This window comes from Lysinibacillus xylanilyticus (assembly GCF_001183605.1).
Taxonomy (GTDB): domain Bacteria; phylum Bacillota; class Bacilli; order Bacillales_A; family Planococcaceae; genus Lysinibacillus; species Lysinibacillus xylanilyticus.
Window position 1 is genome coordinate 144396 of sequence record NZ_LFXJ01000002.1, and the last position, 19337, is coordinate 163732.

18 protein-coding genes and 1 other annotated feature are annotated in these 19337 nt (G+C 39.9%); all 18 genes read left to right on the plus strand.

Translation table 11 applies throughout. The features are described 5' to 3' along the window. The 18 genes from ACZ11_RS00850 (at position 1) to tuf (ending at position 18866) form a co-directional block, all read left to right on the plus strand. A complete protein-coding gene (locus ACZ11_RS00850) occupies positions 1 to 513 on the plus strand; it encodes an NYN domain-containing protein (RefSeq protein WP_049663470.1) in 513 nt (170 codons plus the stop codon). 68 nt (positions 514 to 581) lie between these two features. After that, complete coding sequence (gene sigH, locus ACZ11_RS00855) at positions 582 to 1229, plus strand: RNA polymerase sporulation sigma factor SigH (protein WP_049662792.1); 648 nt, start codon at positions 582 to 584, stop codon at positions 1227 to 1229. A 76-nt stretch (positions 1230 to 1305) separates the two neighbouring features. Beyond that, on the plus strand, positions 1306 to 1452 hold the full coding sequence (gene rpmG, locus ACZ11_RS24805) for a 50S ribosomal protein L33 (RefSeq protein ID WP_082172627.1): 147 nt from the start codon (positions 1306 to 1308) through the stop codon (positions 1450 to 1452). A 48-nt stretch (positions 1453 to 1500) separates the two neighbouring features. Further along, on the plus strand, positions 1501 to 1686 hold the full coding sequence (gene secE, locus ACZ11_RS00860; protein WP_049662795.1) for a preprotein translocase subunit SecE: 186 nt from the start codon (positions 1501 to 1503) through the stop codon (positions 1684 to 1686). A 64-nt stretch (positions 1687 to 1750) separates the two neighbouring features. Then, a complete protein-coding gene (locus tag ACZ11_RS26850) occupies positions 1751 to 1966 on the plus strand; it encodes a hypothetical protein (RefSeq protein ID WP_049662798.1) in 216 nt (71 codons plus the stop codon). 356 nt (positions 1967 to 2322) lie between these two features. Continuing rightward, entirely contained in the window at positions 2323 to 2856 is a 534-nt protein-coding gene (nusG, locus tag ACZ11_RS00870; RefSeq protein WP_049662801.1) for a transcription termination/antitermination protein NusG, read from the plus strand. A 226-nt stretch (positions 2857 to 3082) separates the two neighbouring features. Beyond that, on the plus strand, positions 3083 to 3508 hold the full coding sequence (gene rplK / locus ACZ11_RS00875; RefSeq protein ID WP_004233593.1) for a 50S ribosomal protein L11: 426 nt from the start codon (positions 3083 to 3085) through the stop codon (positions 3506 to 3508). Positions 3509 to 3627: 119 nt separating this feature from the next. Then, entirely contained in the window at positions 3628 to 4326 is a 699-nt protein-coding gene (gene rplA / locus ACZ11_RS00880) for a 50S ribosomal protein L1 (protein WP_049662807.1), read from the plus strand. Positions 4327 to 4387: 61 nt separating this feature from the next. Then, positions 4388 to 4534, plus strand: a sequence feature (ribosomal protein L10 leader region). 32 nt (positions 4535 to 4566) lie between these two features. Continuing rightward, positions 4567 to 5067: a 50S ribosomal protein L10 gene (rplJ, locus tag ACZ11_RS00885; protein WP_049662809.1), complete on the plus strand. Its 501-nt coding sequence runs from the start codon at positions 4567 to 4569 to the stop codon at positions 5065 to 5067. Positions 5068 to 5142: 75 nt separating this feature from the next. Next, entirely contained in the window at positions 5143 to 5502 is a 360-nt protein-coding gene (rplL, locus tag ACZ11_RS00890) for a 50S ribosomal protein L7/L12 (RefSeq protein ID WP_049662812.1), read from the plus strand. Positions 5503 to 5578: 76 nt separating this feature from the next. Then, positions 5579 to 6181 carry a class I SAM-dependent methyltransferase gene (locus ACZ11_RS00895; RefSeq protein WP_049662815.1) on the plus strand — a complete coding sequence of 201 codons (603 nt, stop codon included), beginning with the start codon at positions 5579 to 5581 and terminating at the stop codon, positions 6179 to 6181. A gap of 242 nt (positions 6182 to 6423) precedes the next feature. After that, positions 6424 to 9999, plus strand: a complete 3576-nt coding sequence (gene rpoB / locus ACZ11_RS00900; RefSeq protein WP_201778485.1) for a DNA-directed RNA polymerase subunit beta — start codon at positions 6424 to 6426, stop codon at positions 9997 to 9999. A 208-nt stretch (positions 10000 to 10207) separates the two neighbouring features. Beyond that, positions 10208 to 13894: a DNA-directed RNA polymerase subunit beta' gene (gene rpoC, locus ACZ11_RS00905; protein WP_049662821.1), complete on the plus strand. Its 3687-nt coding sequence runs from the start codon at positions 10208 to 10210 to the stop codon at positions 13892 to 13894. A 138-nt stretch (positions 13895 to 14032) separates the two neighbouring features. Then, a complete protein-coding gene (locus tag ACZ11_RS00910; RefSeq protein WP_049662823.1) occupies positions 14033 to 14281 on the plus strand; it encodes a ribosomal L7Ae/L30e/S12e/Gadd45 family protein in 249 nt (82 codons plus the stop codon). A gap of 98 nt (positions 14282 to 14379) precedes the next feature. Then, positions 14380 to 14799, plus strand: a complete 420-nt coding sequence (gene rpsL, locus ACZ11_RS00915) for a 30S ribosomal protein S12 (protein WP_010860613.1) — start codon at positions 14380 to 14382, stop codon at positions 14797 to 14799. A gap of 148 nt (positions 14800 to 14947) precedes the next feature. Next, positions 14948 to 15418 (plus strand): 30S ribosomal protein S7, encoded by a 471-nt coding sequence (gene rpsG, locus ACZ11_RS00920; protein WP_036123710.1) that lies wholly within the window; start codon positions 14948 to 14950, stop codon positions 15416 to 15418. A gap of 42 nt (positions 15419 to 15460) precedes the next feature. Then, positions 15461 to 17539 carry an elongation factor G gene (gene fusA, locus ACZ11_RS00925; protein ID WP_049662828.1) on the plus strand — a complete coding sequence of 693 codons (2079 nt, stop codon included), beginning with the start codon at positions 15461 to 15463 and terminating at the stop codon, positions 17537 to 17539. A gap of 139 nt (positions 17540 to 17678) precedes the next feature. After that, positions 17679 to 18866, plus strand: coding sequence for an elongation factor Tu (gene tuf / locus ACZ11_RS00930; RefSeq protein WP_049662830.1), 1188 nt, complete (start codon positions 17679 to 17681; stop codon positions 18864 to 18866). Positions 18867 to 19337 lie beyond the last annotated feature (471 nt).

The window sequence follows — 19337 nt, forward strand, 5'->3', positions numbered from 1 at the left end:
ATGAAAAACATTTTGCTTGTTGACGGCTATAATATGATAGGAGCTTGGAAAGAGCTACGACCATTACGTGATACAAATTTTGAAGATGCCCGTAGAAGATTAATTGAGCTTATGGCTGAATATAAGGCAGCTATAGGGTGGCGCGTAATTATAGTTTTTGACGCACACCTTGTACCGGGTGTGGAGCAAACTTATTTAGAAAATGATGTCGAAGTCATTTATACACGGAAAAACGAAACAGCAGATGAACGTATTGAAAAGATGACACACGAACTAAAAGCTAGAAATGTACAGATTCACGTAGCAACCTCTGATATGGCAGAGCAAAATGTTATTTTTGGTAATGGTGCTCTTCGAAAATCGGCTAGAGAGCTAGAAATTGATATGGGTATTATCCAGCATAAAATTTCTCATGATGTGAAACGAAAACAGGATAGCAGGCCGCCTTCTCGCATTGCACTAAAGCCCGATGTTGCTTTGGCCTTCGAAAAATGGCGGCGTGGTTTGAAATGATTGATTGACTCATATTTTCCAAATCCGTTATACTGTTCCTAATTATCTGTTGTGGCTGAGGTGATACCATGTTTAAAAATAGTATTGTACAAGTGACACAAGATTTTGAACGATTCAATGATGAAGAACTTATTGAAATGGTGCATCAAGGTAATACAGATGCGTTGGATTATTTAATTACGAAATACCGTTTGTTAGTGAGAGCGAAGGCTAGATCTTATTTTTTAATTGGTGCAGACAAGGAAGACATTGTGCAAGAGGGCATGATTGGTTTATATAAAGCCATTCGTGATTTTAAGGGAGATAAGCTTGCTTCTTTCCGAGCTTTTGCTGAATTATGTATTACAAGACAAATTATTACGGCTATTAAAACAGCTACAAGACAAAAGCATATACCACTAAATTCTTATGTTTCTTTGGACAAGCCTATTTTTGATGAAGAGTCAGACCGTACATTAATGGATGTGTTAACCGGTGCTATTATGGATGATCCGGAAGAATTAATGATTCATAGAGAAGAGTTTGGCTACCTAGAAGAAAAGATGGGTGAGATTTTAAGTGAATTAGAGCTACAAGTGTTAGCTCTTTACTTAGACGGACAGTCTTATCATGAAATTTCTGAGAAATTAAATCGTCATGTGAAGTCTATTGACAATGCTTTGCAACGAGTAAAGCGCAAATTAGAGCGACATTTAGTTCTTGAAGAAATGTCTTAGCGGTTGTATGCCTTTGTTGACATTGACAAATATAGGTGTTAGTCTTGAAAAGACAAAGTGCCGAAAAGGTGATTAAATGGCAAAAAAGGTCGTTCTAAATTGCGAAAAATGCGGATCGAGAAATTATACGTTTCCAGCTAAGGAAGATGCAACTGTACGCCTCGAATTAAAGAAATTTTGCTCGCATTGCAATGAACATACAGTGCATAAACAAACGCTATAAAATAATTTCTAAATAGACAGATATGATTGATTCGGAGGTTAGGCTAGAATGGGTAAGATTAAAGGCTTTTTCAGCAATGTAATGTCGGAAATGCGCAAAACAAGCTGGCCAAAAAGTAAAGAACTGACGAAATATACAGTCGTTGTAATTTCAACTGTTGTAATTATGGCTTTATTTTTTGTGGTAGTAGACTTAGGTGTTTCATCATTATTCCGCTGGTACTTAGATTTATAATTTAGTAAATAGCATGTTAATACTTCTGAAATAGCCCGTCATTACAATAAACGGGTTTTTTCGTTTGTTTTATCTTCATTCAGCAGATCTTTTCTGTGCGAAAGCGAAGCGACAGCAACAAATGTTTCTTGTAGCGAAAGCAAAGCGTCAGCTACAGGAGACTCCCATCTCAATAGGTGGTAAGATAAATATGGTTATAATTCCTTTTCTGTGGGTGTCCAAACGCCTACTGAATGAAGATAAAGCCTCCGGCGGATGTCACGGGTTTTTAAAGGAATGAATACGAGGATGTTAGCCTAAAACCTTCGCATCCTGCGAAAACGGCTAACTGACCTGCATCGTGCAGGCCTAGGCACAATTCAAAATCCGGACGCAATTACGCCAAGGTGAAATTGAAGAAGTGAACAGCAGTAAAATATTCTCAATATGGTAAGTATGCTACTAGGGATAGTATGAGGGTAGCGATAGATGACTATGCTAGATTTGGTATATATCATCAGGCTTTCGCTAGCTATTAGCGAAAGCTATGTTTTTCTAATGAGCAGTTTGTGAAAAGAGTAAAGAGTGCGCTTAGCATATTCGATTCATTTTCACTTTTATTTGTAAGGGAGGGACGGACGAGGAGTCCTAGTAGTTATGGAGAAAAATTGGTATGTTGTTCATACGTATTCAGGGTATGAAAACCGCGTAAAAGCAAACCTAGAGAAACGTGTAGAAACAATGGGTATGCAGGATAAGATTTTCCGCGTTATTGTGCCTGAACACGAAGAAACAGAAATGAAGGATGGGAAAAAGCGTACAATGATGCGTAAGGTTTTCCCTGGTTATGTTTTAGTAGAGCTAATTATGACAGATGATTCATGGTATGTTGTACGTAATACGCCGGGTGTAACTGGCTTTATCGGTTCATCTGGTGGTGGTGCAAAACCGACACCTTTATTACCTGAAGAAGCGGATCGTCTATTACAACAGATGGGAATGACTGACAAAATTGTCGAGATTGATATTTCTGTTGGAGAAGCAGTAGAAGTATTAGAAGGGCCTTTTGCTCACTTCCAAGGACGTGTTGAAGAAATTGACACCGAAAAAGGAAAAGTGAAAGTTTCTGTCGATATGTTTGGTCGCGAAACAATTATGGAATTAGATTTTGAGCAAATACAAAAAATGTAGTTCAAGTAACTAAAATGACATATGTCTAAGACGTATGTCGCAGATTTTGTTAATTACTACTTGCTTAAAAAAATTAAAAGTGGTATCATTTCTAGGTCAGATTGTCATACTTTGGTTTGACGTCTGCAATGATAATTTTAATGTTATCGGCACTTAGCTGACAGACAGATATTGAGTGGGAGGGGTAACCCTATTACCACATCACGGACTTAAGGAGGTGTGTCTCGTGGCTAAAAAAGTTATTAAGGTTGTTAAACTTCAAATCCCTGCTGGTAAAGCAAACCCAGCTCCGCCGGTTGGTCCTGCATTAGGTCAAGCAGGTGTGAACATCATGGGATTCTGTAAAGAATTCAACGCGCGTACTGCAGATCAAGCTGGTCTTATTATTCCAGTTGAAATTTCAGTATTCGAGGACCGTTCATTCACTTTCATTACAAAAACTCCGCCTGCAGCAGTTCTACTTAAAGTAGCAGCTGGTATCCAATCTGGATCTGGTGAACCAAATCGTAAAAAAGTGGCAACGGTTAAACGTGATAAAGTTCGCGAAATCGCTGAAACTAAAATGCCAGACCTTAACGCTGCTTCAGTAGAAGCTGCTATGTTAATGGTTGAAGGTACTGCACGAAGCATGGGTATTGTTATCGAAGACTAATCCCATTACTTGATGATGTATTTGTTTTTTGGAAGGTTGCGGAGTTTCTTTGTGAACGCGCAACCTTTATTCGTGGGAGGTAAAATCCGCTATAACCACAATCAAGGAGGAATTATATAATGGCTAAAAAAGGTAAAAAACTGCAAGATGCAGCAAAATTAATCGACCGTAACGCAGTATACGGTGCGCAAGAAGCAATCGAACTTGCTCAAAAAACTAGCACAGTGAACTTCGACGCTACTGTAGAAGTTGCTTTCCGTTTAGGAATCGATACTCGTAAAAACGACCAACAAATCCGTGGTGCAGTAGTGTTACCAAACGGTACTGGTAAAACTCAACGCGTATTAGTATTCGCTAAAGGTGAAAAACTTAAAGAAGCTGAAGCTGCTGGTGCTGATTATGTAGGCGATGCAGAATACATCCAAAAAATCCAACAAGGTTGGTTTGATTTCGATGTAATCGTTGCAACTCCTGACATGATGGGTGAAGTTGGTAAACTTGGTCGTGTATTAGGACCTAAAGGTTTAATGCCAAACCCTAAAACTGGTACAGTTACTTTCGATGTAACAAAAGCTATCAACGAAATTAAAGCTGGTAAAGTAGAATACCGTGCTGATAAAGCTGGTATCATCCACGCTCCTATCGGTAAAGCTTCTTTCTCTGCAGAAAAATTAGTAGAAAACTTCTTAACTGTATTTGATGTAGTGCAAAAAGCAAAACCTGCTGCAGCTAAAGGTACTTACATGAAATCTGTAAACGTTACAACTACAATGGGTCCAGCTATTAAAGTTGATGCTTCAAGCGTAGCAGTAAAATAATTAAAGTTTTTATGTAAATCTATTGACGGCGCTGTTTATCTATGATAAGATGGTTGCTGTTGTGAATCATCCATTTGTACCGTAGACAGTAGGAGTGACTTGTCACTTAATGATCCTACCGAGGACAGCGGAATTCGGATTCTTATTTTAAAGATGATGACTTTCAGCCTCTGCGTCTATTTGACCCAGAGGCTTTTCTTTTGTCGGTATAAATGACCCATTCTAATAGGAGGTGTCATCATGAGCAAAGTTATCGAAAACAAACAAGCACAAGTTCAAGAGATTACTGAGAAATTCCAAAATGCTGCTTCTGTAGTAGTTGTGGATTACCGTGGTCTTAACGTTGCGCAAGTAACTGAACTTCGTAAACAACTTCGTGAAGCTGGCGTTGAGTTCAAAGTTTACAAAAACACTTTAACACGTCGTGCTACTGAAGCTGTTGGTCTTGAAGGAATCAATGACGTATTAGTTGGTCCTAACGCAATTGCGTTCTCAACTGAAGATGTTGTAGCTCCTGCTAAAATCATCAACGAGTTCGCAAAGAAAAACGAAGCTTTAGAAATTAAAGCGGGTATTATTGAAGGAACAATCTCTTCTGTTGAAGATGTTAAAGCACTTGCAGAACTTCCATCACGCGAAGGTCTTCTTTCTATGCTTTTATCTGTACTTCAAGCTCCAGTGCGCAACTTCGCACTTGCAACAAAAGCTGTTGCAGAACAAAAAGAAGAACAAGGCGCGTAATTTCATACGCACTATAACTTCCGCGGCTTGACCGCAATAAACAATAAAACATTATCCAATTAGGAGGAAATTATAATGAATAAAGAGCAAATCTTAGAAGCTATCAAAGCTATGACAGTTCTTGAATTAAACGATTTAGTAAAAGCTATCGAAGAAGAATTCGGTGTAACAGCTGCTGCTCCTGTAGCAGTAGTAGGTGCTGCTGCTGGCGCTGCTGAAGAAAAAACTGAGTTTGACGTAGTATTAGCATCTGCTGGTGCTGAAAAAATTAAAGTAATCAAAGCGGTTCGTGAAATCACTGGATTAGGTCTTAAAGAAGCTAAAGAAGTAGTAGATAACGCTCCTAAAGCTCTTAAAGAAGGCGTATCTAAAGATGAAGCTGAACAAATCAAAGCTAAACTTGAAGAAGTTGGCGCATCTGTAGAAGTTAAGTAATCTCGCGTTACTTTTAAACAAAAGGAAAGCTCGTCATTGTGGCGAGCTTTTTTCTTCATTCTGAGGAGGCGTGGAAATGTCAGATCACTATTATACGAGTAAGCCTCAAACTGAGAGTAAACCTCGTCACTGGACATTCAAGTTGTTAGGGCATACGTTTTCCTTTGAAACGGATGCAGGTGTATTTAGTAAAAGCGAAGTAGATTTTGGATCCCGTGTTTTGATAGATGCTTTTCAAATGCCTGATATTGATGGTGCGATTTTTGATGTGGGGTGTGGATACGGGCCGATCGGATTATCGATTGCCAAAACAAACCCAGACCGTACCGTTTTTATGATGGATATCAACGAACGTGCTGCTGCGCTCTCGCAAAAAAACGCGCAAGTAAACGGTGTTCAAAATGTACGGATATTTGTGAGTGACGGACTATCGATGGTTGACAATGATGTGAACGCCGCAGCTATTTTAACCAATCCTCCAATTCGCGCAGGAAAGGAAACAATTTTCCGCTTTTACGATGGAGCTTACGATAAGTTAGTGTCATCTGGTGAGCTGTGGGTAGTAATACAGAAGAAGCAGGGTGCACCATCAACGGTAAGTTACTTAGAAGAAAAATTTTCTGAAGTCGATGTTGTAGAGAAGAAAAAAGGGTACTGGATAGTACGTGCGAAAAAATAAGTGAAATATGTATAAATTATTGACTTGACAAATCGGCTATGATAACATGATACAATGCAAAAATATTATTTTGAGGTCGTATGCCCTTTTTGAATATGATTGTTTTAATGTGGGTATACTTGCCAAGATAAGTTTAGTTAACCGAAAATGAGATCTTTTTGAAGACTCGTTTTCTTTTTGTCTTTCGAAATCATACACTATTTGTATGATTTTGCAAAGACCTAATATCGCTTTATTGAGGGGTGAATGAGTTGACAGGTCAACTAGTTCAGTATGGACAACACCGCCAGCGTAGAAGCTTTGCGCGTATTAACGAGGTGCTTGAGCTTCCAAATCTGATTGAGATTCAAACGGCGTCTTACGAGTGGTTCCTTGAAGAAGGTTTACGTGAAATGTTCCGTGACATTTCGCCGATCGAGGACTTTACAGGTAATCTTTCATTAGAATTCATCGATTATTCATTAGGAGATCCTAAGTATGATGTTGATGAGTGTAAAGAGCGAGATGTTACTTACGCAGCTCCATTACGTGTGAAAGTACGTCTTTATAACAAAGAAACAGACGAAGTGAAGGAACAGGATGTCTTTATGGGTGACTTCCCATTAATGACAGAGACAGGTACGTTCATTATCAATGGTGCTGAACGTGTTATCGTTTCACAATTAGTCCGTTCACCAAGTGTGTATTTCCATGATAAAACTGATAAAAACGGTAAGAAAGGTTTCGGAGCGACAGTTATTCCAAACCGTGGTGCATGGTTAGAATATGAAACTGATGCGAAAGATGTAGTATATGTGCGTATTGACCGTACTCGTAAGCTACCAGCAACGGTGTTACTTCGTGCATTAGGCTTCGGTTCAGACCAAGAAATTATCGATATTATCGGTGATAACGAATATTTACGTAATACGTTAGAAAAAGATAACTCTGAAAGCACTGAAAAAGCACTTTTAGAAATCTATGAACGTTTACGTCCAGGTGAGCCACCAACAGTTGAAAGTGCGAAGAGCTTATTATACTCTCGTTTCTTCGATGCAAAACGCTATGATTTAGCGAATGTTGGTCGCTACAAAATGAATAAAAAGCTTCATATCAAAAATCGTTTATTTAACCAAACGATTGCTGAAACGCTTGTAGACCCAGAGACAGGCGAAATTTTAGTAGAGAAGGGTACAGTTCTTGACCGTCGTACTTTAGATAAAATCTTACCGTATCTAGAAGATACATCAAAAGGTATCGGTTTCCGCACTTTATCACAAGTAGGTGGAGTGCTTGAAGATGACGTAACAATCCAGTCTATTAAAATTTATGCACCGAAAGATGAAGCGCAAAAAGAAATCAATATTATCGGTAATGCGTATATCGATGAAGAAGTGAAGAATGTTACACCTGCTGACGTATTATCTTCAGTAAGTTATTTCTTTAACTTACTTTACCAAGTAGGGGCAACAGATGATATTGACCATTTAGGTAACCGTCGTCTACGCTCTGTTGGTGAGCTTTTACAAAACCAATTCCGTATCGGTTTATCTCGTATGGAACGTGTAGTACGTGAGCGTATGTCTATTAACGATACAGCTGCTATCGTACCACAGCAATTAATTAATATTCGTCCGGTAATTGCGTCAATTAAAGAGTTCTTTGGTAGCTCTCAATTATCACAATTCATGGACCAAACAAACCCATTGGCAGAGTTAACGCATAAGCGTCGTCTATCTGCATTAGGACCTGGTGGTTTAACACGTGAGCGTGCTGGTTTCGAAGTACGTGACGTTCACTATTCTCACTATGGTCGTATGTGTCCAATCGAGACACCAGAGGGTCCGAACATTGGTTTAATCAACTCTTTATCTTCATTTGCCAAAGTAAATAAATTTGGATTCATTGAAACACCTTATCGTCGTATCGACCATGAAACAGGTCAAGTAACGGATCAAATTGATTACTTAACAGCAGATGAAGAAGATAACTACTATGTAGCACAAGCGAACTCACCATTAAATCCTGATGGTTCATTTGCTAAAGACGAAGTAGTAGGTCGTTTCCGTGGGGATAATACAGTATTTAATAAATCGCAAATGGACTACATGGATGTATCTCCTAAACAAGTAGTGTCAGCTGCGACTGCATGTATCCCGTTCTTAGAAAACGATGACTCGAACCGTGCACTTATGGGTGCCAACATGCAACGTCAAGCGGTTCCTCTTCTTAACCCAGAAGCACCATTTGTTGGTACTGGTATGGAACACGTTGATGCGCGTGACTCAGGTGCGGCTGTAGTAGCGAAATATGATGGTATTGTTGAGCACGTTGAAGCTCGCTCCATCAATGTTCGTCGTATTGAAGTCGTTGACGGTAAAGAGGTTAAAGGCGATTTAACAAAATATAAATTACAAAAATTCATTCGTTCTAACCAAGGTACTTCATACAACCAACGTCCACTTGTAAAAGTTGGCGAACGTGTGAAACCTCGTGACATTTTAGCAGACGGTCCGTCTATGGAAAATGGTGAACTTGCTCTTGGTCGTAACGTACTTGTTGCGTTCATGACTTGGAACGGCTATAACTATGAGGATGCTGTTATCATGAGCGAACGCCTTGTAAAAGACGATGTTTATACATCTGTTCATATTGAAGAATATGAATCAGAGTCTCGTGATACAAAATTAGGACCTGAAGAAATCACTCGCGATATTCCAAACGTCGGGGAAGATGCACTTCGTAACTTAGATGAACGTGGTATTATCCGTATCGGTGCGGAAGTACGCGATGGTGACATTCTTGTAGGTAAAGTAACACCTAAAGGGGTTACAGAATTAACAGCTGAAGAACGCTTATTACATGCTATCTTCGGTGAAAAAGCTCGTGAAGTTCGTGATACTTCATTACGTGTACCACATGGTGCTGGCGGTATTATTCTTGACGTTAAAGTATTTAACCGTGAAGATGGCGATGAATTACCACCGGGTGTTAACCAATTAGTTCGTGCTTACATTGTTCAAAAACGTAAAATCCGCGTAGGGGACAAAATGGCCGGACGTCACGGTAACAAAGGGGTTATCTCTCGTATCTTACCAGAAGAGGATATGCCATTCATGCCAGACGGCACTCCTGTTGATATCATGTTAAACCCACTTGGCGTACCTTCTCGTATGAACATCGGACAAGTTTTAGAGCTACACTTAGGTATGGCCTCTCGTTACTTAGGTGTTCATATGGCAACTCCAGTATTTGATGGTGCCAACGAGGATGACGTTTGGGAAACAATGGAAGAAGCAGGTATGAACCGCGATGGTAAAACAATCCTGTATGATGGACGTTCAGGTGAGCCATTCGATAACCGTGTATCAGTTGGTGTCATGTACATGATCAAACTTGCTCACATGGTTGATGATAAACTTCACGCACGTTCAACTGGTCCTTACTCACTTGTTACTCAACAGCCACTTGGTGGTAAAGCACAGTTCGGTGGACAACGCTTTGGTGAGATGGAGGTATGGGCACTTGAAGCATACGGTGCTGCCTATACACTTCAAGAAATCTTAACAGTTAAATCCGATGACGTTGTTGGTCGTGTGAAGACGTACGAAGCAATCGTTAAAGGTGAAAGTGTACCAGAGCCAGGCGTTCCTGAATCATTCAAAGTATTGATTAAAGAGCTTCAATCACTTGGTATGGATGTGAAAATGTTAACGATCAATGATGAAGAGGTAGAGCTTCGTGACTTAGACGAAGAAGAGGATCTTCAACCAGCTGACGCACTTAGCATTGCACCAAAGCAAGAAAAAGAAGAAGAGCCAGTAGAGTCTTTTGAATAATGGGAAACGTTAATTCGCATTCTTTGTGAACACGGTCAAAGTTATTTTTCAAATTAGTCGGGCAGGATTTAACGCCCTGTCCGGCTTTTTCTTTCAATAAATCATTCTATTTTTAATCTTTTGCTAAAGAGACATGATTCTTGCAAACGATTATCGAGCTGCGTAAAAGAGTCTTTTTAAAGACCTATACTAGAGGGAGGTAGGCTCCTTGATAGACGTTAATGAATTTGAATATATGAAAATTGGTTTAGCTTCTCCTGACAAGATTCGTTCTTGGTCATACGGTGAAGTCAAAAAACCTGAAACAATTAACTATCGTACTTTAAAACCAGAAAAAGATGGTTTATTCTGTGAGCGTATTTTCGGTCCAACTAAGGACTGGGAGTGTCATTGTGGTAAATACAAACGTGTACGCTATAAAGGCGTAGTTTGTGATCGTTGTGGAGTAGAAGTAACACGCGCTAAAGTTCGTCGTGAACGTATGGGCCACATCGAATTAGCGGCACCAGTATCTCATATTTGGTACTTCAAAGGTATTCCTAGCCGTATGGGTCTTATTTTAGATATGTCCCCACGTGCACTAGAAGAAGTAATTTACTTTGCTTCTTACGTTGTAATCGAGCCAGGCGCTACAAACTTAGAAAGTAAACAACTACTTTCTGAAAAAGAGTACCGTGCATATCGCGAAAAATTCGGCAACACATTCGAAGCAGCTATGGGTGCGGAAGCAATTAAAAGATTATTAGGTAAAATTGATCTTGAAGATGAAACTTATTCTTTAAAAGAAGAGTTAAAATCAGCACAAGGTCAACGACGTACACGTGCAATTAAACGTCTTGAAGTTGTTGAATCATTCCGTAACTCAGGTAACTCTCCTGAATGGATGATTTTAGATGTACTACCGGTTATTCCACCAGAGCTTCGTCCGATGGTGCAATTAGATGGTGGCCGTTTCGCAACTTCTGACTTAAACGATTTATATCGTCGTGTAATCAACCGTAATAACCGTTTAAAACGTTTACTAGACCTTGGTGCTCCAAGTATCATCGTACAAAACGAAAAACGTATGTTACAAGAAGCTGTTGATGCATTAATTGATAACGGTCGTCGTGGTCGTCCTGTAACAGGTCCTGGTAACCGTCCATTAAAATCACTTTCTCATATGCTGAAAGGTAAACAAGGTCGTTTCCGTCAAAACTTACTTGGTAAACGTGTTGACTACTCTGGTCGTTCGGTTATCGTAGTAGGTCCAAACTTAAAAATGTACCAATGTGGTCTACCAAAAGAAATGGCAATTGAATTATTCAAGCCTTTCGTAATGAAAGAGTTAGTAGAACGTGGTCTTGCTCACAATATTAAATCTGCTAAACGTAAAATCGAGCGTTTAAACAACGATGTATGGGACGTTTTAGAAGATGTAATTCGTGAGCATCCAGTATTACTAAACCGTGCACCTACGCTTCACCGTCTTGGTATTCAAGCGTTTGAGCCAACACTAGTTGAAGGTCGTGCTATTCGTCTTCACCCATTAGTATGTACAGCTTATAATGCTGACTTCGATGGTGACCAAATGGCGGTTCACGTACCATTATCAGCAGAAGCACAAGCAGAAGCTCGTCTTCTAATGCTTGCTGCTCAAAATATCCTGAACCCGAAAGACGGTAAACCAGTTGTAACACCATCTCAAGATATGGTATTAGGTAACTACTACTTAACACTTGAGCGTGAAACAGCTCGCGGTGAAGGAACGATTTTCTATGGACCAAACGAAGTATTAATTGCATATGACACAGGTCATGTTCACTTGCATACTCGTATTGCGATTAAAGCAAGTTCGTTAAACAACCCAACATTTACTGAGGAACAAAATAATATGTTCCTATTAACGACTGTTGGTAAAGTAATCTTTAACGAAATCTTGCCTAAATCATTCCCATATATTAATGAGCCAACTGACTTCAACTTAGAACAAGAAACACCAGACAAATACTTTGTTAACTTAACAATTGATGAAGATACGTTAAAAGAGCTTGAGGCAGATGCTGCTTATAATGGACTTGATGAAAAAGGTAAAGTTGATGCACAACGCACAGCTGTACTGCGCAAACACTTTGCATCGGTACCAGTTGTAAACCCATTCCGTAAAAAATTCTTAGGTAATATCATTGCTGAAGTATTTAAACGTTTCCACATCACTGAAACATCTAAAATGCTTGACCGCATGAAGAACCTAGGATTCAAATATTCAACACGTGCTGGTATCACTGTAGGTGTATCTGACATCGTCGTATTACCAGACAAAGGCGAAATTTTAGCGGTAGCTCAAGAAAAAGTAGATAAAGTTCAAGCGCAATTCCGTCGTGGTTTCATCACGGAAGAAGAGCGTTATGATCGCGTTATCTCAAGCTGGAGTGCTGCGAAAGATGAAATTCAATCGAAGCTGATGAAGTCGCTTGAGAAAACAAACCCAATCTTTATGATGTCTGACTCAGGTGCCCGTGGTAACGCATCTAACTTTACACAGTTAGCAGGTATGCGTGGTCTGATGGCCAACCCGGCTGGTCGTATCATCGAACTTCCAATTAAATCTTCATTCCGTGAAGGTTTAACGGTATTAGAGTACTTCATCTCAACTCACGGTGCTCGTAAAGGTCTTGCCGATACAGCCCTAAAAACTGCCGATTCAGGTTACTTAACACGTCGTCTTGTTGACGTAGCACAAGATGTTATCGTTCGTGAGGATGACTGTGGAACTGACCGAGGTTTAACAATCGGTGCGTTAATGGAAGGCACAGAGCTAATTGAAGCGTTAGATGAACGTATTATCGGTCGTCATACGAAGAAAACAATCGTGCATCCAGAAACAGGTGAAGTTATCTTAGAAAAAGATGGCTTGATCGATCAAGATATCGCTCGTACAGTTATCGAGGCTGGTATCGAGGAAGTAACAATCCGTTCAGCATTCACATGTAATACAAAACATGGTGTATGTAAAAAATGTTACGGCATGAACTTAGCAACAGGTGAAGAGGTTGAAGTTGGAGAAGCAGTTGGTATCATTGCGGCTCAATCAATCGGTGAACCAGGTACACAATTAACAATGCGTACATTCCATACAGGTGGGGTTGCCGGGGATGATATTACACAAGGTCTTCCACGTATCCAAGAGATCTTTGAATCACGTAATCCTAAAGGTCAATCAGTTATTTCTGATATCGCAGGTACTGTTTCAGACATCACTGAAATCCGTGAAGGTCTAAAAGAGATTACAATTGAAGGTGAAGTAGAGACACGTAAATACGCAGCACCTTACAATGCTCGTCTAAAAGTACAAGAAGGCGACTTTGTAGAACGTGGTCAAGTATTAACAGAAGGTTCTATCGATCCAAAACAATTGTTAAAAGTTAAAGACGTTTCAACAGTTCAAGTATACCTGTTAAAAGAAGTACAAAAAGTATACCGTATGCAAGGGGTAGAAATTGGAGACAAACATATCGAGGTAATGGTTCGCCAAATGCTTCGTAAAGTACGTGTAATCGAAGCTGGTGATACAGAATTATTACCAGGCTCATTACTAGATATTCACCAATTCTCAGAAGCAAATGCAGATGCTGTGCTAAATGGCAAAAACCCTGCAACTTGTCGTCCTGTTATCCTAGGTATTACAAAAGCGTCTCTTGAAACAGAATCATTCTTATCCGCTGCATCATTCCAAGAAACAACTCGTGTGTTAACGGATGCTGCTATTAAAGGAAAACGTGATGAACTTCTTGGTCTGAAGGAAAACGTAATTATCGGTAAACTTGTTCCTGCAGGTACTGGTATGCAACGTTACCGTCAAATCCGTATTGAAAAAGATGAGCTTGACACAGAAGACCTAGTTTCTGCTGAATAATCATTAAAATAATTGCCGAAGAGATGTGTTTTTATCATCTCTTCGGGCTTTTTAAAGATATTAGTTGACAGTCGAAATTGGTAATGATAATATATTGAAGGTTGATAGTTAACTGTCTGTACTTCGGAGGATATGAAAATGTCTTATGATAGAGTAAGGGCAAGTCAAACAATCATAGGTACAAAGCAAGCAGTAAAAGCAATGCAAGCTGGTTCAGTGAAAGAACTTTTTGTGGCACTTGATGCAGACAATTGGGTAACCGATTCGGCCATATCTTTCGCGAGAGAAATCGGTATACCAGTTATTCTTGTTGAGTCCAAAAAGGAACTGGGCAAGGCCTGTAGAATCCACGTTGGAGCTGCAGTAGTTGCGATTACTGTAGATTAGTTTTTGTGTATTAAACACAAAGACTTTGTTTTTACCCAAAAAATGAACCACCTGGATGTGTGGTATTAACAAGGAATAAATGAAGGGAGGAAATACCGATGCCTACAATTAACCAATTAGTACGTAAGCCTCGTCAATCTAAAATCACGAAATCAAAATCACCAGCGTTAAACAAAGGATATAACTCATTTAAAAAATCTTTAACTGATGTTAAATCTCCACAAAAACGCGGAGTTTGTACTCGTGTGGGTACAATGACACCTCGTAAACCAAACTCAGCGTTACGTAAATACGCTCGTGTACGTTTAACTAACCAAATCGAGGTTACAGCTTATATCCCAGGTGAAGGCCACAACTTACAAGAGCACAGTGTTGTTCTTATCCGTGGCGGACGCGTAAAAGACTTAGCGGGTGTTCGTTACCATATCGTACGTGGAGCTCTTGATACAGCTGGTGTAAACGGTCGTTTACAATCACGTTCTAAATACGGAACAAAACGCCCTAAAGAAAAAAAATAATTTAACATTATTTAGCATTGCTTAATAATGAGCCTAAGTAATTGTCCCAAATTTCTAATCTCGCTAGCAGATTGGGAATTTGCACGACAAATATGACAAGGCAATTCTTATAAAATAAATCGATAACTATTCGAAAGGAGGAAAACACATGCCTCGTAAAGGTCCTGTTTCCAAACGTGACGTGTTACCAGATCCAATTTATAGTTCAAAACTAGTAACTCGTTTAATTAATAAAATGATGGTTGATGGTAAAAGAGGTACTTCTCAAAAGATTTTATACGGTGCGTTCGAACTTGTTAAAGAACGTTCTGGTGAAAATCCAATTGAAGTATTCGAAGCTGCTCTAAATAACGTAATGCCAGTTCTTGAAGTACGCGCTCGCCGCGTTGGTGGTTCTAACTACCAAGTGCCAGTAGAAGTACGTCCAGAACGTCGTACAACTTTAGGTCTTCGTTACCTAGTTAACTACGCTCGTCTTCGTGGTGAAAAAACTATGGAAGAGCGTTTAGCTAACGAAATCCTTGATGCTTCTAACAACACTGGTGCATCAGTTAAAAAGCGTGAAGATATGCACAAAATGGCAGAAGCGAACAAAGCATTCGCTCACTACCGTTGGTAATCTAAACATTGCATAAGCCCAATATGGAAGGAGAAATACCTTATGAAACGCGAATTCTCTCTTGAGAATACACGTAATATTGGGATCATGGCTCACATTGATGCTGGTAAAACAACAACTACTGAGCGTATCCTTTATTACACAGGTAAGATTCACAAAATCGGTGAAACTCACGAAGGCGCTTCTCAAATGGACTGGATGGAACAAGAGCAAGAACGTGGTATCACAATCACTTCTGCTGCGACAACAGCTCAATGGAACGGCAACCGTGTAAACATCATCGATACTCCTGGACACGTAGACTTCACTGTAGAAGTTGAACGTTCACTACGCGTACTTGATGGTGCTGTAACAGTTCTTGATGCTCAATCTGGTGTTGAACCTCAAACTGAAACAGTATGGCGTCAAGCTACAACTTACGGCGTTCCACGTATCGTGTTCATTAACAAAATGGATAAAACAGGAGCAGATTTCTTATATTCTGTAGGAACTCTACACGATCGTTTACAAGCAAACGCTCATCCTATCCAATTACCTATCGGAGCTGAAGATCAGTTCTCAGCAATCATTGACTTAGTTGAAATGAAAGCTACTTTCTACGGCGACGAAAAAGGTACAGCAGTAACTGAAGGTGAAATTCCTGAAGAACACCGCGCACAAGCTGAAGAATACCGTGAAAAATTAATCGATGCTGTTGCAAGTGTTGATGAAGAAATCATGGAAAAATATTTAGAAGGCGAAGAAATTTCTGTTGCTGAACTTAAAGCGGCTATCCGTCGTGCTACGATCGCAGTAGAATTTTACCCAGTAATCTGTGGTACAGCATTCAAACACAAAGGCGTACGCCCAATGTTAGATGCAGTTATTGATTACTTACCATCTCCATTAGATGTACCAGCAATCAAAGGTACTGATGTTGATGGTGACGAGGAATTAGAACGTCATTCTTCAGATGAGGAGCCATTCTCAGCTCTTGCATTCAAAGTTATGACTGACCCATTCGTAGGTAAATTAACTTTCTTCCGTGTGTACTCTGGAACATTAGATTCAGGTTCATACGTACAAAACTCTTCTAAAGGTAAACGTGAACGTGTAGGTCGTATCCTACAAATGCACGCAAACTCTCGTGAAGAGATCTCTAAAGTATTTGCTGGGGATATCGCAGCAGCAGTAGGTCTTAAAGATACTACTACTGGTGATACTCTATGTGACGAGAAAAACCTAGTTATTCTTGAATCAATGGAATTCCCTGAGCCAGTAATTTCTCTTTCTGTAGAACCAAAATCAAAAGCTGACCAAGATAAAATGGGTCAAGCTTTACAAAAACTTCAAGAAGAGGATCCAACTTTCCGTGCTCACACTGACACAGAAACTGGACAAACAATCATCTCAGGTATGGGTGAGCTTCACCTTGATATCTTAGTTGACCGTATGCGCCGTGAATTTAAAGTAGAAGCTAACGTAGGTGCTCCAATGGTATCTTACCGTGAAACATTCCGTGGCTCTGCAAAAGTTCAAGGTAAATTCACTCGCCAATCTGGTGGTCGTGGACAATACGGAGACGTAACGATTGAGTTCTCTCCAAATGAAGAAGGTAAAGGCTTTGAATTCGAAAACGCTATCGTTGGTGGTGTAGTACCTCGTGAATACATTCCTGCAGTAGAAGCTGGTCTTCGTGACTCTCTTGACCGCGGTGTAGTAGCTGGTTACCCACTAATCGACATTAAAGCGAAATTAGTATTCGGTTCTTACCATGACGTTGACTCGAATGAGATGGCGTTCAAAATTGCTGCATCTATGGCTCTTAAAGAAGCGTCGAAACAATGTGATGCAGTTATTTTAGAACCAATGATGAAAGTTGAAGTTGTAATTCCAGAAGAATACCTAGGTGATATCATGGGTAACATTACTTCTCGTCGCGGACGCGTTGAGGGTATGGAAGCTCGCGGTAACTCTCAAGTTGTTCGTGCAATGGTTCCTTTAGCGGAAATGTTTGGTTATGCAACAACTCTTCGTTCAGCAACGCAAGGACGTGGTGTATTCTCAATGACATTCGATCATTATGAAGAAGTACCAAAATCAATCGCTGCAGAAATCATCAAAAAAAATAAAGGTGAATAATTGAATTTTCACCTTGCATAAAGTATAACTAATTTGTAAGCTATGATTGTGGGATGGTGGATGGGCCCGTTCGCCATCAGCAATTATTCTATAAAATTTTAAAAAATAAAAACATATAATTTTGAGGAGGCAATCTCTAATGGCTAAAGAAAAATTCGACCGTTCAAAAACGCATGCTAACATTGGTACAATCGGACACGTTGACCATGGTAAAACAACTTTAACTGCTGCAATCGCAACAGTTCTTTCTAAAAAAATGGGTGGAGAAGCTAAATCATACGCTGATATCGATAACGCTCCAGAAGAAAAAGAACGTGGTATCACAATCAATACTTCTCACGTAGAATATGAAACTGATACTCGTCACTATGCACACGTTGACTGCCCAGGACACGCTGACTATGTTAAAAACATGATCACTGGTGCTGCTCAAATGGACGGCGGTATTTTAGTAGTATCTGCTGCTGACGGCCCAATGCCACAAACTCGTGAACACATCCTTTTATCTCGTCAAGTAGGTGTTCCATACTTAGTAGTATTCATGAACAAATGTGATATGGTTGACGACGAAGAATTATTAGAATTAGTAGAAATGGAAATCCGTGACCTACTTTCTGAATATGACTTCCCAGGCGACGATCTTCCAGTAATCAAAGGTTCAGCTCTTAAAGCTCTTGAAGGCGAAGCTGAATGGGAAGAAAAAATCGTTGAATTAATGGACGCTGTAGATTCTTACATCCCAACTCCAGAACGTCAAACTGACAAACCATTCATGATGCCAGTAGAGGACGTATTCTCTATCACTGGTCGTGGTACAGTTGCAACTGGCCGTGTTGAACGTGGTCAAGTTAAAGTTGGTGACGTTATCGAAATCATCGGTATCACTGAAGAAGCTAAATCTACAACTGTAACTGGTGTAGAAATGTTCCGTAAATTATTAGACTACGCTGAAGCTGGTGACAACATCGGTGCTTTACTTCGTGGTGTAGCTCGTGAAGAAATCCAACGTGGTCAAGTATTAGCTAAACCAGGTACAATCACTCCACACACTAACTTCAAAGCTGAAGTTTATGTTTTATCAAAAGAAGAGGGTGGCCGTCATACTCCATTCTTCACTAACTACCGTCCTCAGTTCTACTTCCGTACAACTGACGTAACAGGTATCTGTAACTTACCAGAAGGCGTTGAAATGGTAATGCCTGGCGATAACATCGAAATGACAGTAGAACTTATCGCTCCAATCGCTCTTGAAGAAGGTACTAAATTCTCTATCCGTGAGGGTGGCCGTACTGTAGGCGCTGGCGTAGTTGCTTCTATCCAAAAATAATTTTAGCGCAAGCTAAATTTTTAAACCAATCTGTAGGGACGCTTACAGATTGGTTTTTTTATGTTAAAATAAGTAAAAACAATTTTACTTTGAATTAGATTATTTTATGTATACATAATTGGTGAAATGCCAAAAAGCAGAAATAGGGACCTTTTTTACGAACCGCTAGCGGTGAAGACAGTACAGAAAATCAATTATACCTCGGCATAATTGAGTCTGGAATCTGCTTTGTGCTTAGGCCTACAGATGTTTGTTGCGCGAAAGTGTAGCGCCAGCGGCATGATGTTGGCCATTCAGTCGTGTGTTGTTGTTGATGTCGTTTCGCTTTCACACAGATAAATTGCCAGAGGACGACGTTTTTAGACTGAGCTCCTCTATTTAAGGGGATGTTGGATACGCGCGGAAAAGTAACTTAAAACCGCATTCATCTCTCTACTTATAGTGGTGGGATACTTCTTCTGTATCTGTTGC

Excerpts from the sequence above, each read along its gene's own strand:
- secE (WP_049662795.1), top strand. The coding sequence starts at position 1,501 with ATGGGTAAGATTAAAGGCTTTTTCAGCAATGTAATGTCGGAAATGCGC.
- rplJ (WP_049662809.1), top strand. The coding sequence starts at position 4,567 with ATGAGCAAAGTTATCGAAAACAAACAAGCACAAGTTCAAGAGATTACT.
- rpsG (WP_036123710.1), top strand. The coding sequence starts at position 14,948 with ATGCCTCGTAAAGGTCCTGTTTCCAAACGTGACGTGTTACCAGATCCA.
- rpmG (WP_082172627.1), top strand. The coding sequence starts at position 1,306 with ATGGCAAAAAAGGTCGTTCTAAATTGCGAAAAATGCGGATCGAGAAAT.
- ACZ11_RS00850 (WP_049663470.1), top strand. The coding sequence starts at position 1 with ATGAAAAACATTTTGCTTGTTGACGGCTATAATATGATAGGAGCTTGG.
- rpsL (WP_010860613.1), top strand. The coding sequence starts at position 14,380 with ATGCCTACAATTAACCAATTAGTACGTAAGCCTCGTCAATCTAAAATC.
- nusG (WP_049662801.1), top strand. The coding sequence starts at position 2,323 with ATGGAGAAAAATTGGTATGTTGTTCATACGTATTCAGGGTATGAAAAC.
- rplL (WP_049662812.1), top strand. The coding sequence starts at position 5,143 with ATGAATAAAGAGCAAATCTTAGAAGCTATCAAAGCTATGACAGTTCTT.
- rplA (WP_049662807.1), top strand. The coding sequence starts at position 3,628 with ATGGCTAAAAAAGGTAAAAAACTGCAAGATGCAGCAAAATTAATCGAC.
- ACZ11_RS00895 (WP_049662815.1), top strand. The coding sequence starts at position 5,579 with ATGTCAGATCACTATTATACGAGTAAGCCTCAAACTGAGAGTAAACCT.
- fusA (WP_049662828.1), top strand. The coding sequence starts at position 15,461 with ATGAAACGCGAATTCTCTCTTGAGAATACACGTAATATTGGGATCATG.
- sigH (WP_049662792.1), top strand. The coding sequence starts at position 582 with ATGTTTAAAAATAGTATTGTACAAGTGACACAAGATTTTGAACGATTC.
- tuf (WP_049662830.1), top strand. The coding sequence starts at position 17,679 with ATGGCTAAAGAAAAATTCGACCGTTCAAAAACGCATGCTAACATTGGT.
- ACZ11_RS00910 (WP_049662823.1), top strand. The coding sequence starts at position 14,033 with ATGTCTTATGATAGAGTAAGGGCAAGTCAAACAATCATAGGTACAAAG.